Source organism: Sinorhizobium americanum (genome assembly GCF_001651855.1).
Taxonomy (GTDB): Bacteria; Pseudomonadota; Alphaproteobacteria; order Rhizobiales; family Rhizobiaceae; genus Sinorhizobium; species Sinorhizobium americanum.
Window position 1 is genome coordinate 1 of sequence record NZ_LNQC01000052.1, and the last position, 19,854, is coordinate 19,854.

The 19,854-nt window shown below is 61.1% G+C and carries 21 protein-coding genes and 1 pseudogene; 11 read left to right on the forward strand and 11 right to left on the reverse strand.

Annotated features, from left to right (window positions below; genetic code table 11):
* Window positions 1–161 precede the first annotated feature (161 nt).
* The 3 genes and pseudogenes from ATC00_RS13470 (at window position 162) to ATC00_RS13480 (ending at window position 4,450) form a co-directional block, all read left to right on the forward strand.
* The gene (locus tag ATC00_RS13470) at window positions 162–1,172 is read left to right on the forward strand and encodes an IS30 family transposase (protein WP_064253182.1); all 1,011 of its coding nucleotides are present in this window, start codon (window positions 162–164) and stop codon (window positions 1,170–1,172) included.
* Window positions 1,173–1,288: 116 nt separating this feature from the next.
* A complete protein-coding gene (locus ATC00_RS13475; RefSeq protein ID WP_064253183.1) occupies window positions 1,289–2,662 on the forward strand; it encodes an ISNCY family transposase in 1,374 nt (457 codons plus the stop codon).
* A 362-nt stretch (window positions 2,663–3,024) separates the two neighbouring features.
* Window positions 3,025–4,450: pseudogene (locus tag ATC00_RS13480) on the forward strand (ISNCY family transposase).
* Window positions 4,451–4,784: 334 nt separating this feature from the next.
* On the opposite strand, the gene ATC00_RS13485 reads toward ATC00_RS13480, so the two are convergent.
* From ATC00_RS13485 to ATC00_RS13495, 3 genes are all read right to left on the reverse strand, one after another.
* Window positions 4,785–5,291: a GrpB family protein gene (locus tag ATC00_RS13485; protein ID WP_037383386.1), complete on the reverse strand. Its 507-nt coding sequence runs from the start codon at window positions 5,289–5,291 to the stop codon at window positions 4,785–4,787.
* A gap of 114 nt (window positions 5,292–5,405) precedes the next feature.
* Complete coding sequence (locus ATC00_RS13490; protein WP_037383388.1) at window positions 5,406–5,594, reverse strand: DUF6494 family protein; 189 nt, start codon at window positions 5,592–5,594, stop codon at window positions 5,406–5,408.
* A gap of 83 nt (window positions 5,595–5,677) precedes the next feature.
* On the reverse strand, window positions 5,678–6,433 hold the full coding sequence (locus ATC00_RS13495; RefSeq protein WP_037383390.1) for an SDR family NAD(P)-dependent oxidoreductase: 756 nt from the start codon (window positions 6,431–6,433) through the stop codon (window positions 5,678–5,680).
* Between the two features lie 348 nt (window positions 6,434–6,781).
* Between ATC00_RS13495 and ATC00_RS13500 the strand changes: the two genes are divergently transcribed.
* From ATC00_RS13500 to ATC00_RS13530, 7 genes are all read left to right on the forward strand, one after another.
* Entirely contained in the window at window positions 6,782–7,366 is a 585-nt protein-coding gene (locus tag ATC00_RS13500; RefSeq protein WP_037383392.1) for a L,D-transpeptidase, read from the forward strand.
* Window positions 7,367–7,556: 190 nt separating this feature from the next.
* Entirely contained in the window at window positions 7,557–7,700 is a 144-nt protein-coding gene (locus tag ATC00_RS13505; protein ID WP_037383394.1) for a hypothetical protein, read from the forward strand.
* Between the two features lie 156 nt (window positions 7,701–7,856).
* Window positions 7,857–8,444, forward strand: coding sequence for a hypothetical protein (locus ATC00_RS13510; protein WP_037383396.1), 588 nt, complete (start codon window positions 7,857–7,859; stop codon window positions 8,442–8,444).
* A 77-nt stretch (window positions 8,445–8,521) separates the two neighbouring features.
* Window positions 8,522–9,109, forward strand: coding sequence for a protein-S-isoprenylcysteine O-methyltransferase (locus ATC00_RS13515; RefSeq protein ID WP_064253184.1), 588 nt, complete (start codon window positions 8,522–8,524; stop codon window positions 9,107–9,109).
* A 10-nt stretch (window positions 9,110–9,119) separates the two neighbouring features.
* Window positions 9,120–9,902, forward strand: coding sequence for a hypothetical protein (locus ATC00_RS13520; RefSeq protein WP_037383400.1), 783 nt, complete (start codon window positions 9,120–9,122; stop codon window positions 9,900–9,902).
* On the forward strand, window positions 9,899–10,783 hold the full coding sequence (locus tag ATC00_RS13525) for an SDR family NAD(P)-dependent oxidoreductase (RefSeq protein WP_064253185.1): 885 nt from the start codon (window positions 9,899–9,901) through the stop codon (window positions 10,781–10,783). The genes ATC00_RS13520 and ATC00_RS13525 overlap by 4 nt, the downstream gene beginning before the upstream one ends.
* A gap of 241 nt (window positions 10,784–11,024) precedes the next feature.
* Window positions 11,025–11,441, forward strand: coding sequence for a DUF4864 domain-containing protein (locus ATC00_RS13530; protein ID WP_064253230.1), 417 nt, complete (start codon window positions 11,025–11,027; stop codon window positions 11,439–11,441).
* An 18-nt stretch (window positions 11,442–11,459) separates the two neighbouring features.
* On the opposite strand, the gene tgt is transcribed toward ATC00_RS13530, so the two are convergent.
* The 5 genes from tgt to coaD all read right to left on the reverse strand — a co-directional run bounded on the left by tgt (window position 11,460) and on the right by coaD (window position 15,373).
* Complete coding sequence (gene tgt, locus ATC00_RS13535) at window positions 11,460–12,590, reverse strand: tRNA guanosine(34) transglycosylase Tgt (RefSeq protein WP_037383405.1); 1,131 nt, start codon at window positions 12,588–12,590, stop codon at window positions 11,460–11,462.
* The gene (queA, locus tag ATC00_RS13540; protein WP_064253231.1) at window positions 12,587–13,672 is read right to left on the reverse strand and encodes a tRNA preQ1(34) S-adenosylmethionine ribosyltransferase-isomerase QueA; all 1,086 of its coding nucleotides are present in this window, start codon (window positions 13,670–13,672) and stop codon (window positions 12,587–12,589) included. Before queA ends, tgt begins: the two co-directional genes overlap by 4 nt.
* Before the next feature lie 76 nt (window positions 13,673–13,748).
* Window positions 13,749–14,258, reverse strand: coding sequence for a peptidylprolyl isomerase (locus ATC00_RS13545; RefSeq protein WP_037383408.1), 510 nt, complete (start codon window positions 14,256–14,258; stop codon window positions 13,749–13,751).
* 23 nt (window positions 14,259–14,281) lie between these two features.
* Window positions 14,282–14,854, reverse strand: a complete 573-nt coding sequence (locus tag ATC00_RS13550; protein ID WP_064253186.1) for a peptidylprolyl isomerase — start codon at window positions 14,852–14,854, stop codon at window positions 14,282–14,284.
* 24 nt (window positions 14,855–14,878) lie between these two features.
* Window positions 14,879–15,373, reverse strand: a complete 495-nt coding sequence (gene coaD, locus ATC00_RS13555; protein WP_037383413.1) for a pantetheine-phosphate adenylyltransferase — start codon at window positions 15,371–15,373, stop codon at window positions 14,879–14,881.
* A 226-nt stretch (window positions 15,374–15,599) separates the two neighbouring features.
* On the opposite strand from coaD, the gene ATC00_RS33830 reads away from it, so the two are divergent.
* Entirely contained in the window at window positions 15,600–15,731 is a 132-nt protein-coding gene (locus tag ATC00_RS33830; protein WP_037383416.1) for a hypothetical protein, read from the forward strand.
* A 179-nt stretch (window positions 15,732–15,910) separates the two neighbouring features.
* Here the strand turns inward: ATC00_RS33830 and ATC00_RS13560 are convergent, their stop codons facing one another.
* The 3 genes from ATC00_RS13560 to ATC00_RS13570 all read right to left on the reverse strand — a co-directional run bounded on the left by ATC00_RS13560 (window position 15,911) and on the right by ATC00_RS13570 (window position 19,817).
* Window positions 15,911–17,311 carry an MATE family efflux transporter gene (locus ATC00_RS13560; RefSeq protein ID WP_064253187.1) on the reverse strand — a complete coding sequence of 467 codons (1,401 nt, stop codon included), beginning with the start codon at window positions 17,309–17,311 and terminating at the stop codon, window positions 15,911–15,913.
* A 135-nt stretch (window positions 17,312–17,446) separates the two neighbouring features.
* Window positions 17,447–18,748 (reverse strand): TCR/Tet family MFS transporter, encoded by a 1,302-nt coding sequence (locus tag ATC00_RS13565; RefSeq protein WP_064253188.1) that lies wholly within the window; start codon window positions 18,746–18,748, stop codon window positions 17,447–17,449.
* Window positions 18,749–18,914: 166 nt separating this feature from the next.
* Window positions 18,915–19,817: a LysR family transcriptional regulator gene (locus tag ATC00_RS13570; RefSeq protein ID WP_037383420.1), complete on the reverse strand. Its 903-nt coding sequence runs from the start codon at window positions 19,815–19,817 to the stop codon at window positions 18,915–18,917.
* Window positions 19,818–19,854: the final 37 nt, after the last annotated feature.

Consider the following 19,854-nt stretch of genomic DNA (forward strand, 5'->3'; position numbering starts at 1 on the left):
TGCAAATGGAGTAATAATGAATAGGATGATGTCGCGTTTCTAAGTTGATTACTTTGTCTCAGCTTTAAATAGCTGTGACATGATCTGTAGCCGGGTGGGTTCAAGGATGAAGTGCGACTTGCGATAGATACCAATGGGTTATCACACGCAAGGAATGGCTCATGAGACGCACCTACTCCCAGATCGATATGGATGAACGTCGCAGGATCGCTCGCTGGCGAGCGGCCGGCCTCAGCGCCACCGTCATCGCCGAGAAGCTCGGCCGGCACCGGTCGACGATTTTCCGTGAGCTCAAGCGGAATGCTTTTGACGATCCGCAGATGCCGGATCTGAGCGGCTACTATTGCGTGACCGCCAACGAGATGGCACGTGAGCGCAGAGCCAAGCTGCGCAAGCTCGCCCGGTTCTCAAATGTGCGCCAATCGGTGATCGAGCGGATTATGCATGGCTGGTCGCCACAGCAGATCGCCGGCCGCATGCGGCTGGAGCGCCATCCGATCTGCGTCAGTTATGAGACGATCTACAAGTTTGCCTATTCCGCAGACGGCCAGGCGATCAAGCTGTGGCGGCACCTGCCTGAGCGTCGTGCGAGACGCAGACCGCGGCATGCCCGGCGGCGCCACGGTCGCCGCTTCAGCCCGGAACTCAACATCCTTCACCGTCCTGACGCTGTCGCCGAACGCAAGCAGTTCGGGCACTGGGAGTGCGATCTCATCCAGTTTCGCAAGAAGTTCGGCAAGGCCAACGTGACCTCACTGGTCGAGCGGGTCAGCCGCTTTGCGGTCTTCCTGCGCAACAACGACCGGCAATCGAAGCCGATCATGGACGGGCTGATCGAGGTGCTCCAACCCCTGCCCCACGCTGCTCGACGCTCGATCACCTTCGACCGCGGCACCGAGTTCAGCGAATGGCCGTATCTGCAAGCCGGCATCGGAACGCAGACATGGTTCTGCGACCCGCAGTCGCCCTGGCAGAAAGGCACGGTCGAGAACACCAATGGCCGGGTTCGCAAATGGCTTTCGAGAGAGGTGGATCCCCTGTCGATCACCGACGGTGAGCTGAAGGAGATCTGCGACCGGCTCAACTCGACACCGCGGAAGTGCTTGGGCTACCGAACGCCCGCGGAAGTCTTCCGCAAGAAACTGCTCGCGCAAATGCGACGTGTCGGTTAGCGTTACACGCGCAAGTCGCAGTTCGGCATGAACTTACACCGCAAAGTTAAAGTGTCCTGTTCCTGCAAAGTTGGAATGTCACTCTCCCCGGGTTTTGATGACCTGGGAGATTGCGGATGGGATTGATTGCGATGAGCGAGCGCGACCTGCAGCGGATCGAGATTTTGTCGAAGGTGATCGCCGGGCGTATGACGTTGGTGTCGGCGGCACATGTGCTGGACCTGAGTACCCGCCAGGTGCGTCGTCTGTTGAATCGGATCAGGGCTGGCGGTGCGGCGTCGATCCGGCACAAGGCGATCGGCCGGCCATCGAACAATCGGATTTGTGACGGCGTGCGCGATTATGCCGTGACGCTCGTACGCGAGTGCTATGCGGACTTCGGACCGACATTAGCCGCTGAGAAGCTCGCCGAGCGCGACGGCCTGACGGTGTCGCGCGAGACCTTGCGCCAATGGATGTCGGAGGCCGGCCTGTGGCTGTCGCGCAAGCAGCGGCGGACCTTTCATCAGCCGCGGTTGCGGCGCGAGGCCTATGGCGAACTGGTGCAGATCGACGGATCCGAGCATCGTTGGTTTGAGGATCGCGGGCCGCCATGTTCGCTGCTGGTGTTCATCGACGATGCGACCGGCAAGCTGATGCAGCTGCGGTTCGTACGATCGGAAAGTGCGTTCACGTATTTCGAGGCACTGGAACTCTATCTGAAGGCGCATGGTGCTCCGGTCGCCTTCTATTCCGACAAGCATTCGGTGTTCCGGGTGGCGAAGAAGGATGCCAAGGGCGGCCAGGGCATGACCCAGTTCGGCCGCGCGCTTTCTGAGCTAAACATCGAGATTCTTTGCGCAAACTCGAGCCAGGCCAAGGGTCGCGTCGAACGGATGAACCGGACGCTGCAGGACCGCTTGATCAAGGATCTGCGTCTGGAGGGCATCTGCGGTATGGACGACGGCAACGCTTTCCTGCCTCAGTTCATGGAGCGCTATAACCGCCAGTTTGCCATTCCCCCTGCCCGATCTGACGACCTGCACCGGCCGCTGAACCTTGCCCCGGATCGGCTGCGCGACGTCCTGTGCAAACGTGAGCAGCGTTATGTCGGCACGCAACTGACGTTCTCCTACGAGCGCCAGCGGATCATGCTGGAGGAGACCGAGGTGACGCGCGGGCTGGTCGGTCGCTATGTCGAGACCTATGCCTATGCGGACGGCCGGCTGGATGTGCGCTGGAAGGGGCATTCCCTGCCCTACCAGGTGTTCGACAAAAACCAGCGGGTGACGCATGCAGCGATCACCGAGAACAAAAGGCTCGGTGATGTCCTGGCCTACATCAAGGAACGTCAGGAGCAGCAGAGGAAGCCGGCCGTGAAGACGAACAGCGAGAAGAACGGCTATGTTCGACGCGCGCGCGGCCCGGGACGTCGGAAGGATTTCATGAACGATCCAGCGGTCATTGCCCGACGGCGACAGGCGCTCTCTGACCTCGATGCGGCGGAATGACTGGCTCTCCAACTGTCCAAGCTAGCCGAAGGGGTGCCCTTCAGCCGCCCCCTCCCTTCCCTTGCAACCCGGCCCAGCCGGTCCGGTCGGGGGCTTGCCCAGCGCAAGTGGAGATGCCGAGTGTCGTATTTCTAAGTGGCTGAAGACGTATCCAAAGTGACATTTTAACTTTGCGCCCCGGCGGACAGTTCAACCTGGCCACCACATCGCGTGTAGCAGCATTTTAGAGATGCGACATATGAGCCAGTTAGAGATGCTGCGGCGACAGTCGTCGCCTCTCGGGATGCTGGTCAAACGTCAACGTTTGGAAGGAAGACTGGCGACGTGAAGCGTGGTTGAGACCATGAGCGTTCGGAGTCGTCATGTCTTGTTTGATCACCATGTCGCAGAAGGAATTGCATCGTCTTGAACTGATCCAGCGGATTCGCGGTGGCAGCCTGAGCGTCGTCGAGGCGGCCGCCTTGCTTCGTCTTAGCCGCAGTCAGGTGCACCGGCTGTTGCAGGCCTATGATCTGGCCGGCGCCGATGGTCTCGTCTCGAAGAAGCGCGGCCGTCCGAGCAACCGGCGTTACAGCGAGAATTTCCGCAACCTAGTGCTCGACCTGGTGCGTGAGCATTACGTGGATTTTGGACCAACCTTGGCGGCCGAGAAGCTGCTCGAACGCCACCGGATTGCCGTCAGCAAGGAGACGCTGCGGCAGTGGAGGATCGAAGCCGGCACCTGGGTGTCGCGACGCGAGCGCAAGAAGCGGGTCTCCAGCCGCGCGGCCGGCGCGATTGTTTCGGCGAACTCGTTCAGATCGACGGCTCGCTGCATGGTGGTTCGAGAACCGCGGACCCAAATGCGCCCTGCTCGTCTATATCGACGATGCCATCGGCAAGCTCTTGCATCTGCGCTTCGCCGTATCGGAGAACACCTTCGACTATCTGCACGCGACGAAGGCCTACCTGCAGCACTGGGGCAAGCCGATCGCCTTCTACAGCGACAAGCATGGCATCTTCCGCACCACCCATGCGTCGAAGAAGGACAGGACCAGTGGCCTGACGCAGTTCGGGCGGGCCCTTTATGAACTCAACATCGACATCATCTGCGCCAACACCCCGCAGGCCAAGGGGCGCGTCGAGCGCGCCAGCCAGACGCTGCAGGATCGGCTCGTCAAGGAACTGCGGCTGCGCGGCATCGACACGATCGCGGCGGCCAATGCCTATGCGCCGGAGTTCATGGCCGACTTCAATCGCCGCTTTGGCAAGGCGCCGCGCAATCCGAAGGACATGCACCGGCCGTTTGCCGCGCATGAGAACCTCGATGGCGCCATGTGCCGCAAGGATATCCGCAAGCTGTCGAATTCGCTGACGCTGCGCTATGACAAGGTGATGTTCATCCTCGATCCGACGGATTTCGCCACGGCGCTCGCCGGCAAGAAGCTCATTGTCTGCGACTATCCCGATGGTCGCCTCGAGGTCACCCATGAGGGGACCTCCCTGCCCTACAGGACCTTCGACACGCTGCGCTCGGTGCACCGCTGCGAAGTGGTTGAGAACAAGCGCCTGGACGACATGCTTTCGATTGTGGCCGAGAGGCAGGCCGGACGAGAGCAACAGCGCAGCAAGGGCGGACCGCGCCGCACCGGCCAGACGGACCATATGTTCGGCATTCGCGACGGCAGCCAGAGCAATGGCTATCAGAAGCGTGGCACCAAGCCTGGCCGGAAGACGGATTTCACCAAGGATCCGGTCGTCATCGCCAAGCGCCAGCAAGCCCTTGCGCAGCTGAAGGCGGCGGAGTGATCGGGGTGTCAAAGCCAAAGTTTATTCTGCAGCTGGAGCCATCCGCCGCCGACCGGCCTGCGCAACCCTGACCAGCTCCACCCGGCCGGCGGCTTGCGTCTACGTACTTTGTAAATATAGCAACTTGCAAACGCAGTAATCAGGAATAGGATGATGTCGCATTTCTAAGTTGACGACTTTGTCTCATCTTTAAATAGCTTTGACATGATCTGTAGCGGGGTACATTCTATTTCCAAGTGCGACATGCCATAAAAGCAAGGCTTCGCCTTGGAAATCATTGCACATCGTTTCGCTATTCGCCGCTGACCTCCCCCCCAACTTGCTGCCATTCGCGCTAGCCAGATGCCCGCTGCACGATCTTCGCGACGAAGTCCGATTTGCCGCCGGTGTAGAATTTCCAGTCGCCGTTTGCCTCCGCTGCCAGCTTACGCTTAAGAGCGGCGTACTCGGCAGCGTCGTCCGGATGCCTGCGGAGCCAATCTCGAAACAGCACGCGCCTGACATGCGTTGCGTTCCCTGGGGCGCAGAGGTAGAGCCGAGTGCCATGAGAGCCGCGCCCTGAGGTGAAGGTCCACATGCCATCACCATAGGGATCGCCGTGGAATCTGAAGTTGTCCAGCGATTTCGCGCGCTTAACCGCCTCGACAACCAGCGCATCGCTGCGAAGCACTGCGTCGATGTCAATCTTGGGCTTCGCACAAAGCCCGACGACCGAGGTGCTGCCGACATGGTGAATGTCATCCACCATGTCACTGCCGATCAGCTCCGATATGCGGCGCTTTTCCTCCTCGAACAGGTCGGGCCATGTCGGATCGTAATCGACAACCTCTATCGCGCCCATGCGTGCAATATCCGGTTTTGATTCTCAGCTGAAAGTGCGGTCGGGGATGGTGGACCTCCGAGCTATTCCGCCGGCAGTGCCCCAAGAGGCTCACCCTGCCTTCAAATTCACCGGCTATGGGAGCTCAATTTCGCCGTCCACCACGTGGTTGAGACTTGTGCCTTCCGCCGTCAGCGTCATGCGGACCTTCAGCTTCTTGCCGGTCTGCCCTTCGCGCACCGTCTCCTCGATCTTTCGCTGCGAAGTGACACCGACTTCTTTCAGGAACTTGCGGATCGACATGTTGAAGGCGTCTTCGCTCATCACCGAACTCCTCTGTGTCCGGATAGCATTGTAGGAGAAGGCGAGCAGTCAAGGAAGCCGGGCGTGCTTAGCGGGGGGACCCCTCAGTGAGCCGTGTAGGCGCCGTCCACGAGATGGTAGCTGCCGGTGATGAAACTTGCCTGATCGGACAAGAGAAAGCAGACAAGGGCTGCCACTTCTTCGGGCGTGCCGCGCCGGCCCATCGGCTGCAGGGCTTCCAGCCTTCGGGTCTTCGCCAGCTCGGCATATTCCGATAGAAGCGGCGTTTCGATCCAGCCGGGGCCGACGGCGTTGATTCGGATGCCCATACGAGCATACTCGATCGCTGCAGTCTTCGTCAGCCCGATGACACCATGCTTGGCCGCGGTATAGGCAGATGCGGTGGGCAAGGCGACGGAAGCGAGAATCGACGTCACATTGACGATCGCGCCGCCTCCCCGTCCCAGCATGGCCGCGATCTCGTATTTCATGCAATGGAAGGTGCCGTTCAGATTGACGTCGATGACGCGCTGCCAATTGTCGAGCGGATAATCCCCCGTCGGCTTTCGGACGCCTTCGATGCCGGCATTGTTGACGGCCAGATTTAGACCTCCGCATTCCTTGAGAGTGAAATCGACCAGTTGCTCGACGGCGCCAGCGTCGGCGATATCGACGGTGAAGGGGCGGGCTCGACCTCCATTCCCGCGAATCTCGTCGACAATCTCTTGGGCAGCCGTGGGATTGAGATCGGCAACGACGACTTCCGCCCCCTCGCCGCTCAATTGCCGCGAGATGGCCGCGCCGATTCCCGAACCGCCGCCGGTAACGATGGCGATCTTGCCCTCGAAGCCCAGTTTCATGCTCTCAATCCTTCCTGCCTCTTCCCACTCACAGTCGAGCAGACACGGCTGGCTGCCGCAAGGGTTTAATCTATCCGCCAAGCTGGCGGCCCGATGGCTCGAACACGTCAGCCGGTCGTGGTTCGCGACTCGGATCTGCTGCCGCAGGATTGGCGCAATCGAAAGGGATAACGACAGCGAATCGGGGCATCTGCCCCTTCGTACCGTCCCAAATTGAGTACGCAATCCCCTGATTTCGAAGGCTAAATTCACCTCGTTGTGCCCGCCTGAGATGCGAGGCTTGGCCAGCACGCGCAGCAGTGTTAAACACGCAGTCTGGGGACTCACGAATTTTCTCAGCAGGTGAAGATGGACAAGAAGCACGTTACGCGTCGCATGCTCGTATTGGGTAGTCTGGCCTTGCTGGCCACCGGATGTAGTTCGATCGTTCGACCAATCGAGAGCCCAATCGCTTCTAGGACGCGTATCGACCCGCGCTACCGCAGGCAGGAAGTAGCCTATGACGGGGGCGAGGCACCGGGAACGATCGTCGTCAACACCGAAGAACGTTATCTCTACTACGTCGAAGGCGGGGGCATGGCGATTCGCTATGGCATCGGTGTCGGAGAGGAAGGCCGTACCCTCAAGGGCAGGGCCAGAATCGGCCGAAAGGCGGAGTGGCCGTCCTGGACACCCACCGAAAACATGATGCAACGCAAACCTCACCTGCGTCAGTATGCGGGGGGCGTCTCCGGCGGCTTACACAATCCGCTCGGTGCATCCGCCCTCTACCTCTATCGAGGCGGTGAGGACACGATGTTCCGCCTGCACGGCACGAACGAACCGTGGACGATCGGACAGGCGGTATCGAGCGGTTGCATCCGCTTGACGAACGACGACATCGTCGATCTCTACAGCCGGACCCCGGTTGGAACCACCGTATTGATCATCTGATGGTGTTTGCGCGCGTATTTGGTATAAATAATTAAGCCAGGTGTTTTGAAGTGCCCGTTGAACAGTTCCGCACCGACAAAGCTGATGCCAACTGTGTCCTTCTTGCACTAGGCCTAGGCGCCAATCGCCACTATTACTTGGAGTGTTGCCTTCGATAAACCATTCCGACTATTGAGGAAAGGACTACTTGATGAGCAGAATTCTAATCGTGATGATTGCGTTGCTTTCTGTCGCCGGCCTGACCGCTTGCGACACGATCGGCAAGGGCAAAGGGAAAGCTCCGCCGCCGGTGGCAGCAGAGCCGGCAGTAGAGCCTGCTCCCGTTTACAAGTAAAAGCTGAATTTGCTCCGTGGGAGACTCCAAGAGCCCTCCCACGGGGCGCCTTTAGACCGAATCAGCCCAAGGCAGACGGTCAAACAACGCCACTGGTTGATACAAGCCGGCTCAAATTTTGCTAAAATGAAGTCGGCGACAGAGCGAAGTGACGTGATGACATTTGCAGCAAGCCGTATCTTCCCTGTGTTTCTGGTCGCATTCGCTGCAACGGCGTGCCAGACGCAAGACGAGAAGCCGCAACCCGCCTACGTGTCGAGCAGCCAGACTGGCGGGTCAACCAAGCTCCTCTCTCAGACCCGAGAACAAGGGTATTTCATCGAATTCCGCTCCCGCTATGCGCTGAGCTACGGCCATACTTACGCGGTATTCGGCCGGACCAATGCTTCGGGAGCAATGATCAACCCCGAGGTGGCGGGTCTTGCTCCCGCTACGAACGACACGGCGCCCTATGTTCTGGGACATTTTTTCCCCGTGCCGGCAGAGACGGGAGCAAGCGACGGCGACCTCGAAGAGGAATACAGGTCGGCAAGCTGGCGCATCATGCTGAACGAGGCGGAATACAACAAGGTCGTCGCCTTCATACGAAAGCTGAAGGAAAAGTCGCGCGTCTGGCACGCGTCGGTCTATAACTGCAATGCCTTCGTGGCGGAGATTGCGCGCTCCATGGGGTATCAGACGCCAGGCATCTGGCTAAGGCCGCAAGAATTCATTACAAGGCTCCGTGAAATGAATGGCGGCTGACGCGGTCGGCTCGAGCCCTCCCCCGCTCGCCATTGGCACAATCGAAAATCAAAAGAGCCTTGTACGCTAGGGTGAGCATGTCGATCGCTTCCATAGGCCAAATTATTTGGGTGCTTGGCATCGTCGCCTGGTACTTCATTCGCCGTCCCTACGAGCGCCGTGCGAAGCGGGTCGAGGTCGTCAGCAACCGTCGCTCCCGCTCGGAGACGATCGGCCTTTTTGCGGCCCTGCTTGGCCTCGGAATCATACCGGGTTTTTATGTGGTGACGGGCATCCCCGAGGCGGCCGACTATCCGGCGAGCGCGTGGGCCGTGGCCGTAGGGGCGGCCGTCTTCACCCTCGCCATGTGGGTATTTCGCAGGACGCACAAGGAACTTGGCCGCAACTGGTCCATCACTCTGGAGATCCGCGACCGACATGAGCTGATCAGCCGCGGGCCCTACGCCCTCGTGCGCCATCCAATGTACACTTCCTTCATGCTCATGGGCGTTGGACAGGCCTTTCTGCTGGCGAACTGGCTCATGGGGCTTGCCGGCCTGGTCGGCTTCGCGATCCTGTTTTTTCTGAGGGTGGACGAGGAGGAGCGTATGATGCTGGAGACATTCGGCCCGCAATACAGCGCCTACATGGAAAAGACCAAGCGAATCATCCCCTATCTTTACTAGAGGTGCCCTGATGCGAGGCCGAGCTCTCAAGCTTTCGGCGCCGCGGCGCCTCGTCGGCGATCTGATGCGCTTTTCGATTCGTGTGCCGAGGGTCACCGTGCAGCGGCAGATGAATCTCGGTCCGTTGCTGAAAGCCAGGATGGCACAGCAAGGCAGGCCCTCCTGGACGGTGCTTTTCCTCAAGGGATACGCACTTCTTTCGCTAGAAACGCCGGAGCTGCGGCGGGCTTATGTCAAGCTGCCGAGACCACAACTCTACGAATATCCGGGAAGCATCGCGTCGGTCGCCCACGAGCGCGAGCTCGATGGCGAGCGGGCTGTGCTTCTCAGCCTGATCAAGAACCCGGAGCGTCGGCCGATCACCGAACTCGCCGCCCTGATCGAGGCGGCGCGGACACGTCCCGTCAGGGACGTCAAGGAGTTCCGGCGCGCCCTGAAGATCGCCAAGCTGCCGGCGCCGATTCGCTGGCTGCTCATGTGGTTGGGGCTCAATCTCGGCCGCCCTCGCGGCCGTCATTTCGGAACCTTCCAGTTGTCCGTTTATTCGGGGCTGGGCGCCGAGTCGCTCAATCCCATGACGCCTCTGACGACGATCTTCAACTACGGCCAGATCGACGATCAGGGCTTGGTTACCGTCCGCATCCACTACGATCACCGTGTGATGGATGGCGCCAATGTGGCGCGGGCGCTGGAGCGATTCGAAAGAATTCTGAATGGCGAAATCGCCGCGGAAGTGGCCGGTCAAACAGTAGCAGCCACCGTCGCGGGCGCTGCCGCCTCGGGTGCGGCATGACGGAGCAACTGGAGCTCCGACCGGCCGTCGTCGTGGTGGGCGGCTCGCGCGGAATTGGCAAGGCAATGGCAGGCGCTGCCGCAAGCGACGGCGCAACCGTGGTGTTGGTGGCGCGTTCGCCGGACGGTCTCGCGGCGGCGGCCGCCGATATCAAGGCCGGCGGCGAGGTGTTCACCGTCTCCTTGGATCTCTCGGGAGACGACGCGGCGCGCCAGCTCGAAACGTTTCTCTCGGCCAATGGCCTCTACTGCGATGTCCTGGTCAACAGCGCCGGCTATGGGCTCCGCGGCAGTGCGACGGTGTTGCCGGCCGGTGATCAGCTCGGCATTGTCGATCTCAACATACGCGCGCTGACCGATCTCACCCTTCGCTTCCTGCCTGGCATGGTGTCGCGCGGCCGTGGCGGCGTCATCAATCTCGGCTCCGTCGCAAGCTTCACGCCTGGCCCGTACATGGCTCTTTACTATGCCAGCAAGGGCTTCGTGCGGTCGTTCTCCGAGGCTCTTCACCAGGAACTTCACCGCACCGGCGTAACCGTAACCTGCGTCGCCCCCGGACCGGTATCGACCGAGTTCCTCGAGCGGTCGGGCGCCAACCGCGCGGCGCTGTTCAAGGTCTTGCCGAAGGTCGATTCGCAATATGTCGCCGCATGCGCCTGGCGCGGTTTCAGGTCCGGCCGTCGCCTCGTGATACCGGGTTTCTCGGCCAAGCTCGCGATTCTCATCACCTCGCTTATTCCTTCCGCGCTATTGCTGCCCCTGATCGGCCGCCTGCAGCGCCGGAGCAATGATCCCTGCCCTTGCGGATCCGGCAAGAAATACACCGCGTGTCACGGTGCGCGTCATCGTAGCGCAGAGCGGATAGCCGCGAGGCGGGGATAAGTTTGCGATACTGCGCTCGCGTGGCCCCGCGTTACACGACCGTAGCGTCGAGGCAGTGACGGAGATCACGAAATAGTGACTTCCTCTCAAGCGAGTCGAGATCTCGCCGCTAACGAACTCTAGGCACTGTCTTTTCTGCAGATCTCTCCTATCCCGAAACCACGCCCTCCGCCGAAGGTGGTTGCTTACAATGGGACCGCGGAGCCTATGCTTCGATGACGAAATTCTAATGGAGGCTCCCATGACGCGAGCTTTCTCCATTGCTCTCTGTCTGGTGCTCGCACTCGGTATGGAATGCGCGCACGCAGACCCTGTCGACACAGCAAAATCGGTCATCCGCCAGCAGATCCAGGCCTTTGTCGAGGACGACGCGGAAGCTGCCTATTCCTTCGCCTCCCCCGGCATCCGCGCGAAATTTCCGGATCGGGCGGTCTTCTTCGAGATGGTCAAGAAGAGCTATCAGCACCTGTATCGCCCAGGCAATTTCGCCTTCGGACGGTCGAAGCTGATCGGCGACGAAGTGATCCAGGAGGTGCTCATTTCCGGAGCCGACGGCAAGGACTGGACGGCAATTTACGAGCTCGTGCCGCAACCGGACGGCAGCTATAAGATCAACGGCGTGATGATGGTGCAGACCGCGCCCGGCCCGGCGCTCTGACGCGTTCGGCGTGCCAGCTCATACCGGCGGAAGATCGCCGCGCTGCCAGCCTTCCTGGGTCTCTACCATGAAATCGGCATAACGCCCCTCCTCGATCGCCTTGCGGATGCCGGCCATCAGTTCCTGGTAGTAGGCAAGATTGTTCCAGCTTAGAAGCATGCCGCCGAGAGACTCGTTCGAACGGATCAGATGGTGCAGGTAGGCGCGCGAATAGTCCCGCGTCGCCGGGCACGAGGATTGTTCGTCGAGCGGCCGCAGGTCTTCGGCATGGCGCGCATTGCGCAGATTGATACGGCCGTAGCGCGTGAAGGCCAGTCCATGGCGACCGGAGCGGGTCGGCATCACGCAATCGAACATGTCGATCCCGTGCGCCACCGATTTCAGAATATCGTCCGGCGTTCCGACGCCCATCAGATAGCGCGGTTTTTCCGCCGGCAGGATGGGACAAGTGACGTCGAGCATCTCGAGCATTACCTCCTGCGGCTCGCCGACGGCAAGACCGCCAACCGCATAACCCTTGAGATCAAGCTCCTTGAGAGCGAGGGCCGAACGTTCGCGCAGTTTCGGAAGGTCGCCGCCCTGCACGATTGCGAACATCGCCTTGCCCGGCTGATCGCCAAAGGCAACCTTGCAGCGCTCCGCCCAGCGAATCGACATTTCCATGGCGCGCTCGATTTCGCCGGGCTCGGCCGGCAGCGCGACGCATTCGTCGAGCTGCATCTGTATGTCGCTGTCGAGGAGACCCTGGATCTCGATCGAGCGTTCCGGCGACATCTGGTAGAGCGCGCCGTCGACGTGGCTCTTGAAGGTCACGCCCTGCTCGTTGAGCTTGCGCAGGCTCGAGAGAGACATCACCTGGAAGCCGCCGCTATCCGTCAGGATCGGCCGCTCCCAGCGAATGAAGTTGTGCAGGCCGCCGAGCCGCGCGACGCGTTCGGCGCCCGGACGCAGCATCAGATGATAGGTATTGCCGAGGATGATGTCGGCGCCAAGTTCGCGCACCTGATCGAGATACATCGCCTTGACCGTGCCGACGGTTCCGACCGGCATGAAGGCCGGCGTGCGGATCGTTCCGCGCGGCATCGAAACCTCGCCTCGGCGCGCTTTGCCGTCAGTCGCAAGCAGCTTGAATTGAAACGTCTCGGTCATTGGTCTTTCCGGAAAAGCAGGCTGGCATCGCCGTAGGAGTAGAATCGGTAGCCGGCTGCGATCGCATGGGCATAGGCGGCCCGCATCGTGTCCAACCCGGCAAAGGCAGACACCAGCATGAACAAGGTCGATTTCGGCAGGTGGAAATTGGTCATCAGCATATCGACGGCGCGGAAGCGGTAGCCCGGGGTGATGAAGATGCCAGTCGGCCCCGACCAGGGACGGATCTGGCCTTCCTCTGTGGCGGCGCTTTCGATCAGCCGGAGCGACGTCGTTCCGACGCAGACGATGCGTCCGTCGCGGGCCCGAACCGCACTGAGCCGTGCGGCGGTCGCAGCGTCCACATGGCCGATCTCCTCGTGCATCACATGATCGTCGGTGTCGTCGGCCTTGACCGGAAGGAAGGTTCCTGCCCCCACATGCAGCGTGACGAAGTGGCGCTCGATTCCTGCCTCGTCGAGCTTGCCAAACAGCCGATCGGTGAAGTGCAGGCCCGCCGTCGGCGCGGCGACAGCGCCTTCCTCACGGGCATAGAGCGTCTGATAGTCGGCACGGTCACGTGCATCTTCGGGGCGCTTGGAAGCGATATACGGCGGCAGCGGAATGTGCCCTACCGACATGATCGCTTCGTCGAGCACCGGACCGGAAAGATCGAAGCGAAGGGTGACCTCGCCCGCCCCGCCCTTCTCCTCAACCGTTGCATCGAGCGAACCGAGCAGGCAGGCATTGCCGCCGTGGCCGAAACTGATCCGGTCACCCGGCTTCAGCCGTCGCGCCGGCCGCGCAAAGGCCTTCCAGCGGTCGGGCCCGACGCGCATGTGCAGCGTCAGCGAGACCTGGGTTGCGACGTCCTCTCCGCGTCGGCGAATGCCTTCAAGTTGTGCCGGTATGACCTTCGTATCGTTGAACACAAGCGCATCGCCGGGCCGCAGGAACGAAGTGAGATCGAGCACGCCGTGGTCGGAGAGAACCGGCTCCGCTTCGGGCCGCACGACGAGCATGCGCGCGCTGTCACGGGGGCTTGCGGGCCTCAGCGCAATGGAAGTCTCCGGCAGGTCGAAATCGAACAGGTCTACGCGCATCTGAATGTCGAATAAAAGCAAACCCGCCCCGGCGGGCTCGTGGCCAGACCGGGACGGGTCCGTGCATTAGCGCAAATCAGGCGTCGGCGGCAACCCGCATCGAGACGATCGAGTCGGGATCGCGCACCGGCTCGCCGCGCTTGATCTGGTCGATGTTTTCCATGCCTTCGATGACCTGGCCCCAGACGGAATATTGCTTGTTGAGCCAGGGAGCATCGGTAAAGCAGATGAAGAACTGGGAGTTTGCCGAGTTCGGCATCTGGCTGCGGGCCATCGAGCAAGTGCCGCGCACATGCGAGATGTCGGAGAACTCGGCCTTGAGGTCCGGTTTGGATGAACCGCCCATGCCGGCGCGGCTCGGATTGAAGTGCTCGCCGCCGGTCTTGCCATACTGGACGTCGCCGGTCTGCGCCATGAAGTCTTCGATCACGCGATGGAAGACGACGCCGTCATAGGCGCCCTCGCGCGACAATTCCTTGATGCGGGCGACGTGGCCCGGAGCGACGTCCGGCCGAAGCTCGATCACCACCCTGCCCTTGGTGGTTTCCATGATGATCGTGTTTTCCGGATCCTTGATCTCGGCCATGGTCTTTCTCCTTCTGTCTGATCTTATTTGCCGACCTTGACGCTGATCATGCGGTCAGGGTCCGTGACGGCGCCGTTGTTGGCGTCGTCGCCAAGCTTGATCTTGTCGACTTTCTCCATGCCTTCGACGACCTTGCCGACAACCGTGTACTGCCCATTGAGGAAGTCGCCGGCAGCGAACATGATGAAGAACTGCGAATTGGCGCTGTTCGGGTCCTGCGAGCGCGCCATGCCGACGGTACCGCGCTCGAAGGGAACATCCGAGAACTCTGCCGGCAGGTCCGGCTTCGAAGAGCCGCCGGTGCCGGCGAGCTGCGGCTGAAAGCCGTCTTTCATGTCGCCATACTGCACGTCACCGGTCTGGGCCATGAAACCCTTGATCACCCGGTGGAAGGCAACGTTGTCATACTCGCCCGCGGCGGCGAGGTCCTTGATCTGCTGCACGTGCTTCGGCGCGATGTCAGGGCGCAGCTCGATGACGACGGGGCCGTCCTTGAGCTCGATCGTCACGATATTGTCGCTCGACTGCGCCTGGGCGCCTCCCGTGATGGTGGCGAGCGCCAGAGCGCCTGCAAAAGCGAGTTGGAGGATTTTCATGCGTTCTCCTTGCGTGGTGAAAGCTCAGGCCTTGTGCTTCGCCTGCAGCGCCTGAAAGACCGCTCTGGGCACAAAGGCGCTGACGTCGCCCCCCATGGATGCGATCTGGCGGACCAATGTGGCTGTAATGGGCCGGGATGCTGTCCCCGCAGGCAGAAACAGGGTCTGAATATCCGGCGCCATTTGCCGATTCATCCCGGCCATTTGCATCTCATAGTCGAGATCGGTGCCGTCCCGCAATCCCCGCACAAGAAGGCTAGCGCCATGCTGGCGGGCCGCATCCACGACCAGATTGTCAAAGGAAACGACGGCAATGTCCCCTGCCCTTTCCGGCAGGAATTCGCTCAGCGACCGGCGGATCAGATCGGCGCGTTCCTCGAACGAAAAGAGCGGCGTTTTCCCGGGATGAATGCCGATCGCGACGATCACTTTCGACGCTACGTTGAGTGCTTGGACGAGCACGTCAAGATGGCCGTTTGTCATCGGATCGAAGGAACCGGGATAGAAAGCCGTGGTCATCGCGCCTGTTTCCGTTGGTGAAGCCTTTTGTCACGGACGGCGTCTGATCGCAAGGGCGGGCCGATCCGACTCTCCTAGTTCCACCGGAAACAGCAGCGATCGGAGAATGAATGCTAGATGAATGCGACGTTCAAACTGGTTTCACACCGCAAGTTGTAGCGTGAAACAACAAGTGAACGGAACTTTTCTATGGGGCGCGCCGTTTAGCAGACGAAAGGAGACGGCCATGGGACTTGCTCTGTTTTCGATGGCGATGTTTTTCGCGATGATTTTAGCGACGATCAATGCGCTTCGCAGCGAGGCTCGTGACCGCGTGACGGTCTTGTCGGCAGCAACGGATGGGCTGAGGAGAAAATAACGGCGACTGCGGCGTGATGGTGTCGCCGCTTTGAGATGAAATGCCTCCAGGAAACTTCTGCCAGGAAGTTTCACATTAAGCGGTCTCGTTTCTCCCCTGATGAGGCCGCTCATTCAGAGCCGGACGGCATCCCCTGCCCGTCCGGCTATTCTTTTTGCCGAATGCCTACACCTTGCCATTCAAGCTGCAATTGGAGCGCGCAGCGACTGGATAAGTCGGAAGAAGCGCCAGTTGAGCAGCAAGGCGGCAGCCGCTAGCCCCAACACAAAGCCGAACCACACCCCGACGCCACCGAAGTTCAGCGGAAAGGCGAAAGCCCAGGCGCAGACGAAGCCGATCGGCCAATAGGAAATCATCGCCATGATCATCGGCACCGTCGTGTCCTTGAGGCCGCGCAACATGCCGGCGGCGATCGCCTGGAGCCCGTCCACGAGCTGGAAAGCCCCGGCGATGACGATCAGCGGACCGGCGAAGGCCAGCACCTCGGCAGCATCGGGACGGCCGGTGTCGAGATAGAGCGTCGCAAGCTGATATGGAAGCAGCGCGAAGATGGTGCTGCCGATGGCCGCGAACCCGGAGCCGAGGGCGAGCACGGCGACGGCAGCGCGCCGAACGCCGACCAGATCGCCGCTGCCATAGGCGAGGCCGACGCGCACGGTACCGGCCTGGGCGAGACCGAGCGGGATCATGAAGGCGATCGAGGCGAACTGAAGCGCGATGCCGTGCGCGGCGAGCTCAATGGTGCCGATCGTTCCCATGAGCAGAGAAGCGACCGTGAAGAGGCTCACTTCCGCAAGGATCGTCATCGAAATCGGAACGCCGAGATAGATGACCTCGCGGAAAGCCGGCCAATCTGGCCTCCAGAAGCGCACGAACAGCTCGAAGCGATTGAGTTCAGGCTGGCCGCCTATGTAGCCGATCGTCAGCGCTGCACCGAGCAGCGCCACGCCCAGCGCCGCGACCGCAGCACCGAAAATGCCAAGCGCCGGAAAGCCGAAATGGCCATAGATCAGCACATAGCAGAGCACGGCGTTGAGAACCAAGGTCGCAAGCGTCACGTAAAGAATGATGCCGGCCCGCTCTAGGCCGGCGAGGAACGCCCGCAGCACCATGAAGATTAGGCTGGGAAAGATCGCCCATTGGGCGATGCGGAGATACTCCGCAGCAAGAGCCGAGACCTCCGGCTTCTGGCCGGCGAGAAGCAGGATCGGCTCGGCCATCCAGAGGACCGGCGCGGTGATGAGCCCGTAGAGCAAAACCACCCACATGCCCATGCGCACGGAGCGGCGAACCGAGATCCGGTCTCCTCGGCCCTGGGCTTGCGCGACCATCGGCACAACGGCATTTGCGAAGCCGCTGCCGAAGATGAAGACCGTGAAGAAGAACTGGGTGGCAAGGATGATTGCGGCAAGCTGAACCGCCCCGAGCCTGCCGACCATCAAGACATCAGTGGTATTGATGGCAAGCTGTGCGAGCTGGGCACCGATGAAGGGAACGCCGAGATAGATGCTGGCGCGAAAGTGCGTGCCCCAGGAGTTGTCGGTTTGCGCAGGCACAAGTTCTCGGGTCGCGGTCAGCATGGAACAATCCTCGCTCTGCGGCGCAGCGGGCACAGATCAATTCTAGGAATATGCCGAATTACAGCACCACCGGGACGGGCGCCAGCAACAAGGGCGAAGCTGCTCAATTTTTCATCGGTCTATCAAGAAAATTGATCAATCCGCAGGCGCTTCGGATCGCCGTGCCGACCGCTCCTGCGGAGCATCGGTCGTACTCCGCGCCGCATGCTCGAACGCACCGCCCGGTACGGGCCGCACCCGCAGCAGGAACACGGACAGGCTCGCGACGATCAGGCCTGCCGCCACCGCATAGGGCGCGCCGGAGAACGAATAAACCACTTCCGGCTTGGTGAAGAGCGCGAAGATCTGCGTGAAGAGAAGCGGACCGAGGATCGTGGTTATGCTCGATATGCTGGTGAGAGCGCCCTGCAACTCGCCCTGCGCTGAGGGCGGCACATGGGCCGAAGCGATGCTGCGCAACGGCGGGTCGGCCAAGCTCTCGAGCGCCGTTGCGACGATCACGACATACACCATCCAACCCTGCCAGGCAGCCGCGTAGCCGAGCATGCCAAGCGCCGTGAAGGTGAGGCCAAGCGTAGCCGTCCTCCGCTCGCCGAGCTTCGACACGACCGGCGGCAAGACGAGTGCCATAACGAGCGCGCCGCCGACGCCGAAAATGCCAAGGGACAGTCCGATCTGACCCTCGCTCCAGCCGTAGCGGTAGGACGAAACGAAGGACCAGACGGCCGGATAGACGGCATGAGCGAGCCAGTAGAGAAAGAAGACGAGGCCTACCCAGCCGATCCCCGGATAGTTGCGCATCTGCTTCAGCGCGCCGAGCGGGTTGGCCCGGTGCCACTCGAAGCGGCGCCGGTTTGCCGGGTCGAGCGTTTCTGGAAGAAGGAACAGGCCGACAGCGAAATTGACGAAGGACAACGCTGCCGCGCCATAAAAAGGAACGCGCGGGCCGAGTTCCCCGAGGAAGCCGCCAATAACCGGCCCTAGGGCGAAGCCGGTGCCGAACGCGATGCCGATCAGCCCGAAGTTCCTGGCGCGGTTGGAATCGTCGCTTACGTCGGCGATGAAGGCGGAAGCGGTTCCAAAGCTCGCGCCGCTGATCCCGGCGAGGATTCGCCCGACGAAGAGCGTCCAGTAGCTCGTTGCCACTGCGCAGATCAGGTTGTCGATCGCAAAGGTCAACACCGAGGCGAGCAGGATCGGCCGGCGTCCAAACCGATCGCTCAAATTGCCGATCAAGGGCGCAAAAAGAAACTGCATCCCCGAATAGACGAGCAGCAGCCAACCACCCTCGATGGCCGCCTCGCCGACGCTCGCCCCGGTCAATTCCTGAAGATAGCTGGGCAGCACCGGCACGATGATGGCGATGCCCATGATGTCGAGAAGCAGGATCAGAAAGACGAGGAACAGGCCACGTCGCACAAAGATCTTGTCGAGCATCAAGCTCCTCCCCGCTGTCCGCCGAAACGGAGACAGAACATGAACGATCTCACCAAATAAGGTTTATCGCATCGCTTGCAGTGAAACAATCCAAGAACATTTCAAAGGTTCTTATCGGAATGATCACAGGAACAGATGAGTCTTCGGCTTCTGCGTGTATTCATTGCTATGACTGCCGTTGCCGTGCCCTCAGGAAATCGACAAAGGCACGTAGCGGCGTCGGCAGGTGCTGACGCCCCGCGTAATAGAGGTATGGTCCGGGGAAACCGGTCACCCAGTCTTCGAGGATCGGCACCAGCCGGCCGGCTCTAATTTCGGGCATCACCAATTCTTCAAAGGTCCGGATGATTCCGTGACCGGCAACAGCAGCACTGATCTCGAGATCGATCGAATTGGCGAGGACGGCAGCCGGCGGCGCCACGGTGATTGCCACCTCGCCCTCCCCGAACTCCCAAGGCAGCGCAATCCCGTTCTGGAAGCGGTGACGGATCGTGGCATGGTCGAGGATATCGCGCGGATGCTGTGGCACGCCGTGCCGGGCCAGATAGGCCGGAGCGGCCGCCGTGACGTAGCGCTGCACACGCGGTCCAATAGGGATCGCGATCATGTCCTTCTCCAGACGTTCCTCGTAACGCACGCCCGCATCGAAACCAGCGGCCAGAACGTCAACGAATCCATCCTCGGCGGTGACCTCCAAGGCGATCGCCGGATGCGCTGCGAGAAATGGACAGACGATCGGGGGCAGAATTTCACGCGCAACGATCGTCGGGACGTTGAGGCGCAGCGTTCCGGCCGGGTTGTCGCGTTCGCTCGCCACCTGGTCGAGAGCCCCGGCGATCTCGCCAAGCGCCGGCGCCAGCCGCTCGAGGAGGCGGCTGCCCGCTTCCGTCACGGTGACACTGCGCGTCGTGCGGTTGAGCAGCCTGACCCCCAGCCGGGATTCAAGGCGCCGCAGGGCTTCGCTGAGAGCCGACGCCGACACGCCGCGCTTCTTGGCCGCAGTCCGAAAACTGCGTTCGTGCGCGACGGCGGCGAAGGCGTCGAGATCGGCCAGGGGAAGATCATTCATTGTACTAAATTCCGTACAAGCTGTGTTGTGAATGCCG

Excerpts from the sequence above, each read along its gene's own strand:
- ATC00_RS13505 (WP_037383394.1), top strand. The coding sequence starts at position 7,557 with ATGAGCAGAATTCTAATCGTGATGATTGCGTTGCTTTCTGTCGCCGGC.
- ATC00_RS13560 (WP_064253187.1), bottom strand. The coding sequence starts at position 17,311 with ATGCTGACCGCGACCCGAGAACTTGTGCCTGCGCAAACCGACAACTCC.
- ATC00_RS13470 (WP_064253182.1), top strand. The coding sequence starts at position 162 with ATGAGACGCACCTACTCCCAGATCGATATGGATGAACGTCGCAGGATC.
- ATC00_RS13510 (WP_037383396.1), top strand. The coding sequence starts at position 7,857 with ATGACATTTGCAGCAAGCCGTATCTTCCCTGTGTTTCTGGTCGCATTC.
- ATC00_RS13520 (WP_037383400.1), top strand. The coding sequence starts at position 9,120 with ATGCGAGGCCGAGCTCTCAAGCTTTCGGCGCCGCGGCGCCTCGTCGGC.
- ATC00_RS13550 (WP_064253186.1), bottom strand. The coding sequence starts at position 14,854 with ATGAAAATCCTCCAACTCGCTTTTGCAGGCGCTCTGGCGCTCGCCACC.
- ATC00_RS13530 (WP_064253230.1), top strand. The coding sequence starts at position 11,025 with ATGACGCGAGCTTTCTCCATTGCTCTCTGTCTGGTGCTCGCACTCGGT.
- ATC00_RS13495 (WP_037383390.1), bottom strand. The coding sequence starts at position 6,433 with ATGAAACTGGGCTTCGAGGGCAAGATCGCCATCGTTACCGGCGGCGGT.
- ATC00_RS13570 (WP_037383420.1), bottom strand. The coding sequence starts at position 19,817 with ATGAATGATCTTCCCCTGGCCGATCTCGACGCCTTCGCCGCCGTCGCG.
- coaD (WP_037383413.1), bottom strand. The coding sequence starts at position 15,373 with ATGACCACGGCTTTCTATCCCGGTTCCTTCGATCCGATGACAAACGGC.
- tgt (WP_037383405.1), bottom strand. The coding sequence starts at position 12,590 with ATGACCGAGACGTTTCAATTCAAGCTGCTTGCGACTGACGGCAAAGCG.
- ATC00_RS13525 (WP_064253185.1), top strand. The coding sequence starts at position 9,899 with ATGACGGAGCAACTGGAGCTCCGACCGGCCGTCGTCGTGGTGGGCGGC.
- ATC00_RS13545 (WP_037383408.1), bottom strand. The coding sequence starts at position 14,258 with ATGGCCGAGATCAAGGATCCGGAAAACACGATCATCATGGAAACCACC.
- queA (WP_064253231.1), bottom strand. The coding sequence starts at position 13,672 with ATGCGCGTAGACCTGTTCGATTTCGACCTGCCGGAGACTTCCATTGCG.
- ATC00_RS13490 (WP_037383388.1), bottom strand. The coding sequence starts at position 5,594 with ATGAGCGAAGACGCCTTCAACATGTCGATCCGCAAGTTCCTGAAAGAA.
- ATC00_RS13485 (WP_037383386.1), bottom strand. The coding sequence starts at position 5,291 with ATGGGCGCGATAGAGGTTGTCGATTACGATCCGACATGGCCCGACCTG.
- ATC00_RS33830 (WP_037383416.1), top strand. The coding sequence starts at position 15,600 with ATGGGACTTGCTCTGTTTTCGATGGCGATGTTTTTCGCGATGATTTTA.
- ATC00_RS13565 (WP_064253188.1), bottom strand. The coding sequence starts at position 18,748 with ATGCTCGACAAGATCTTTGTGCGACGTGGCCTGTTCCTCGTCTTTCTG.
- ATC00_RS13500 (WP_037383392.1), top strand. The coding sequence starts at position 6,782 with ATGGACAAGAAGCACGTTACGCGTCGCATGCTCGTATTGGGTAGTCTG.
- ATC00_RS13475 (WP_064253183.1), top strand. The coding sequence starts at position 1,289 with ATGGGATTGATTGCGATGAGCGAGCGCGACCTGCAGCGGATCGAGATT.
- ATC00_RS13515 (WP_064253184.1), top strand. The coding sequence starts at position 8,522 with ATGTCGATCGCTTCCATAGGCCAAATTATTTGGGTGCTTGGCATCGTC.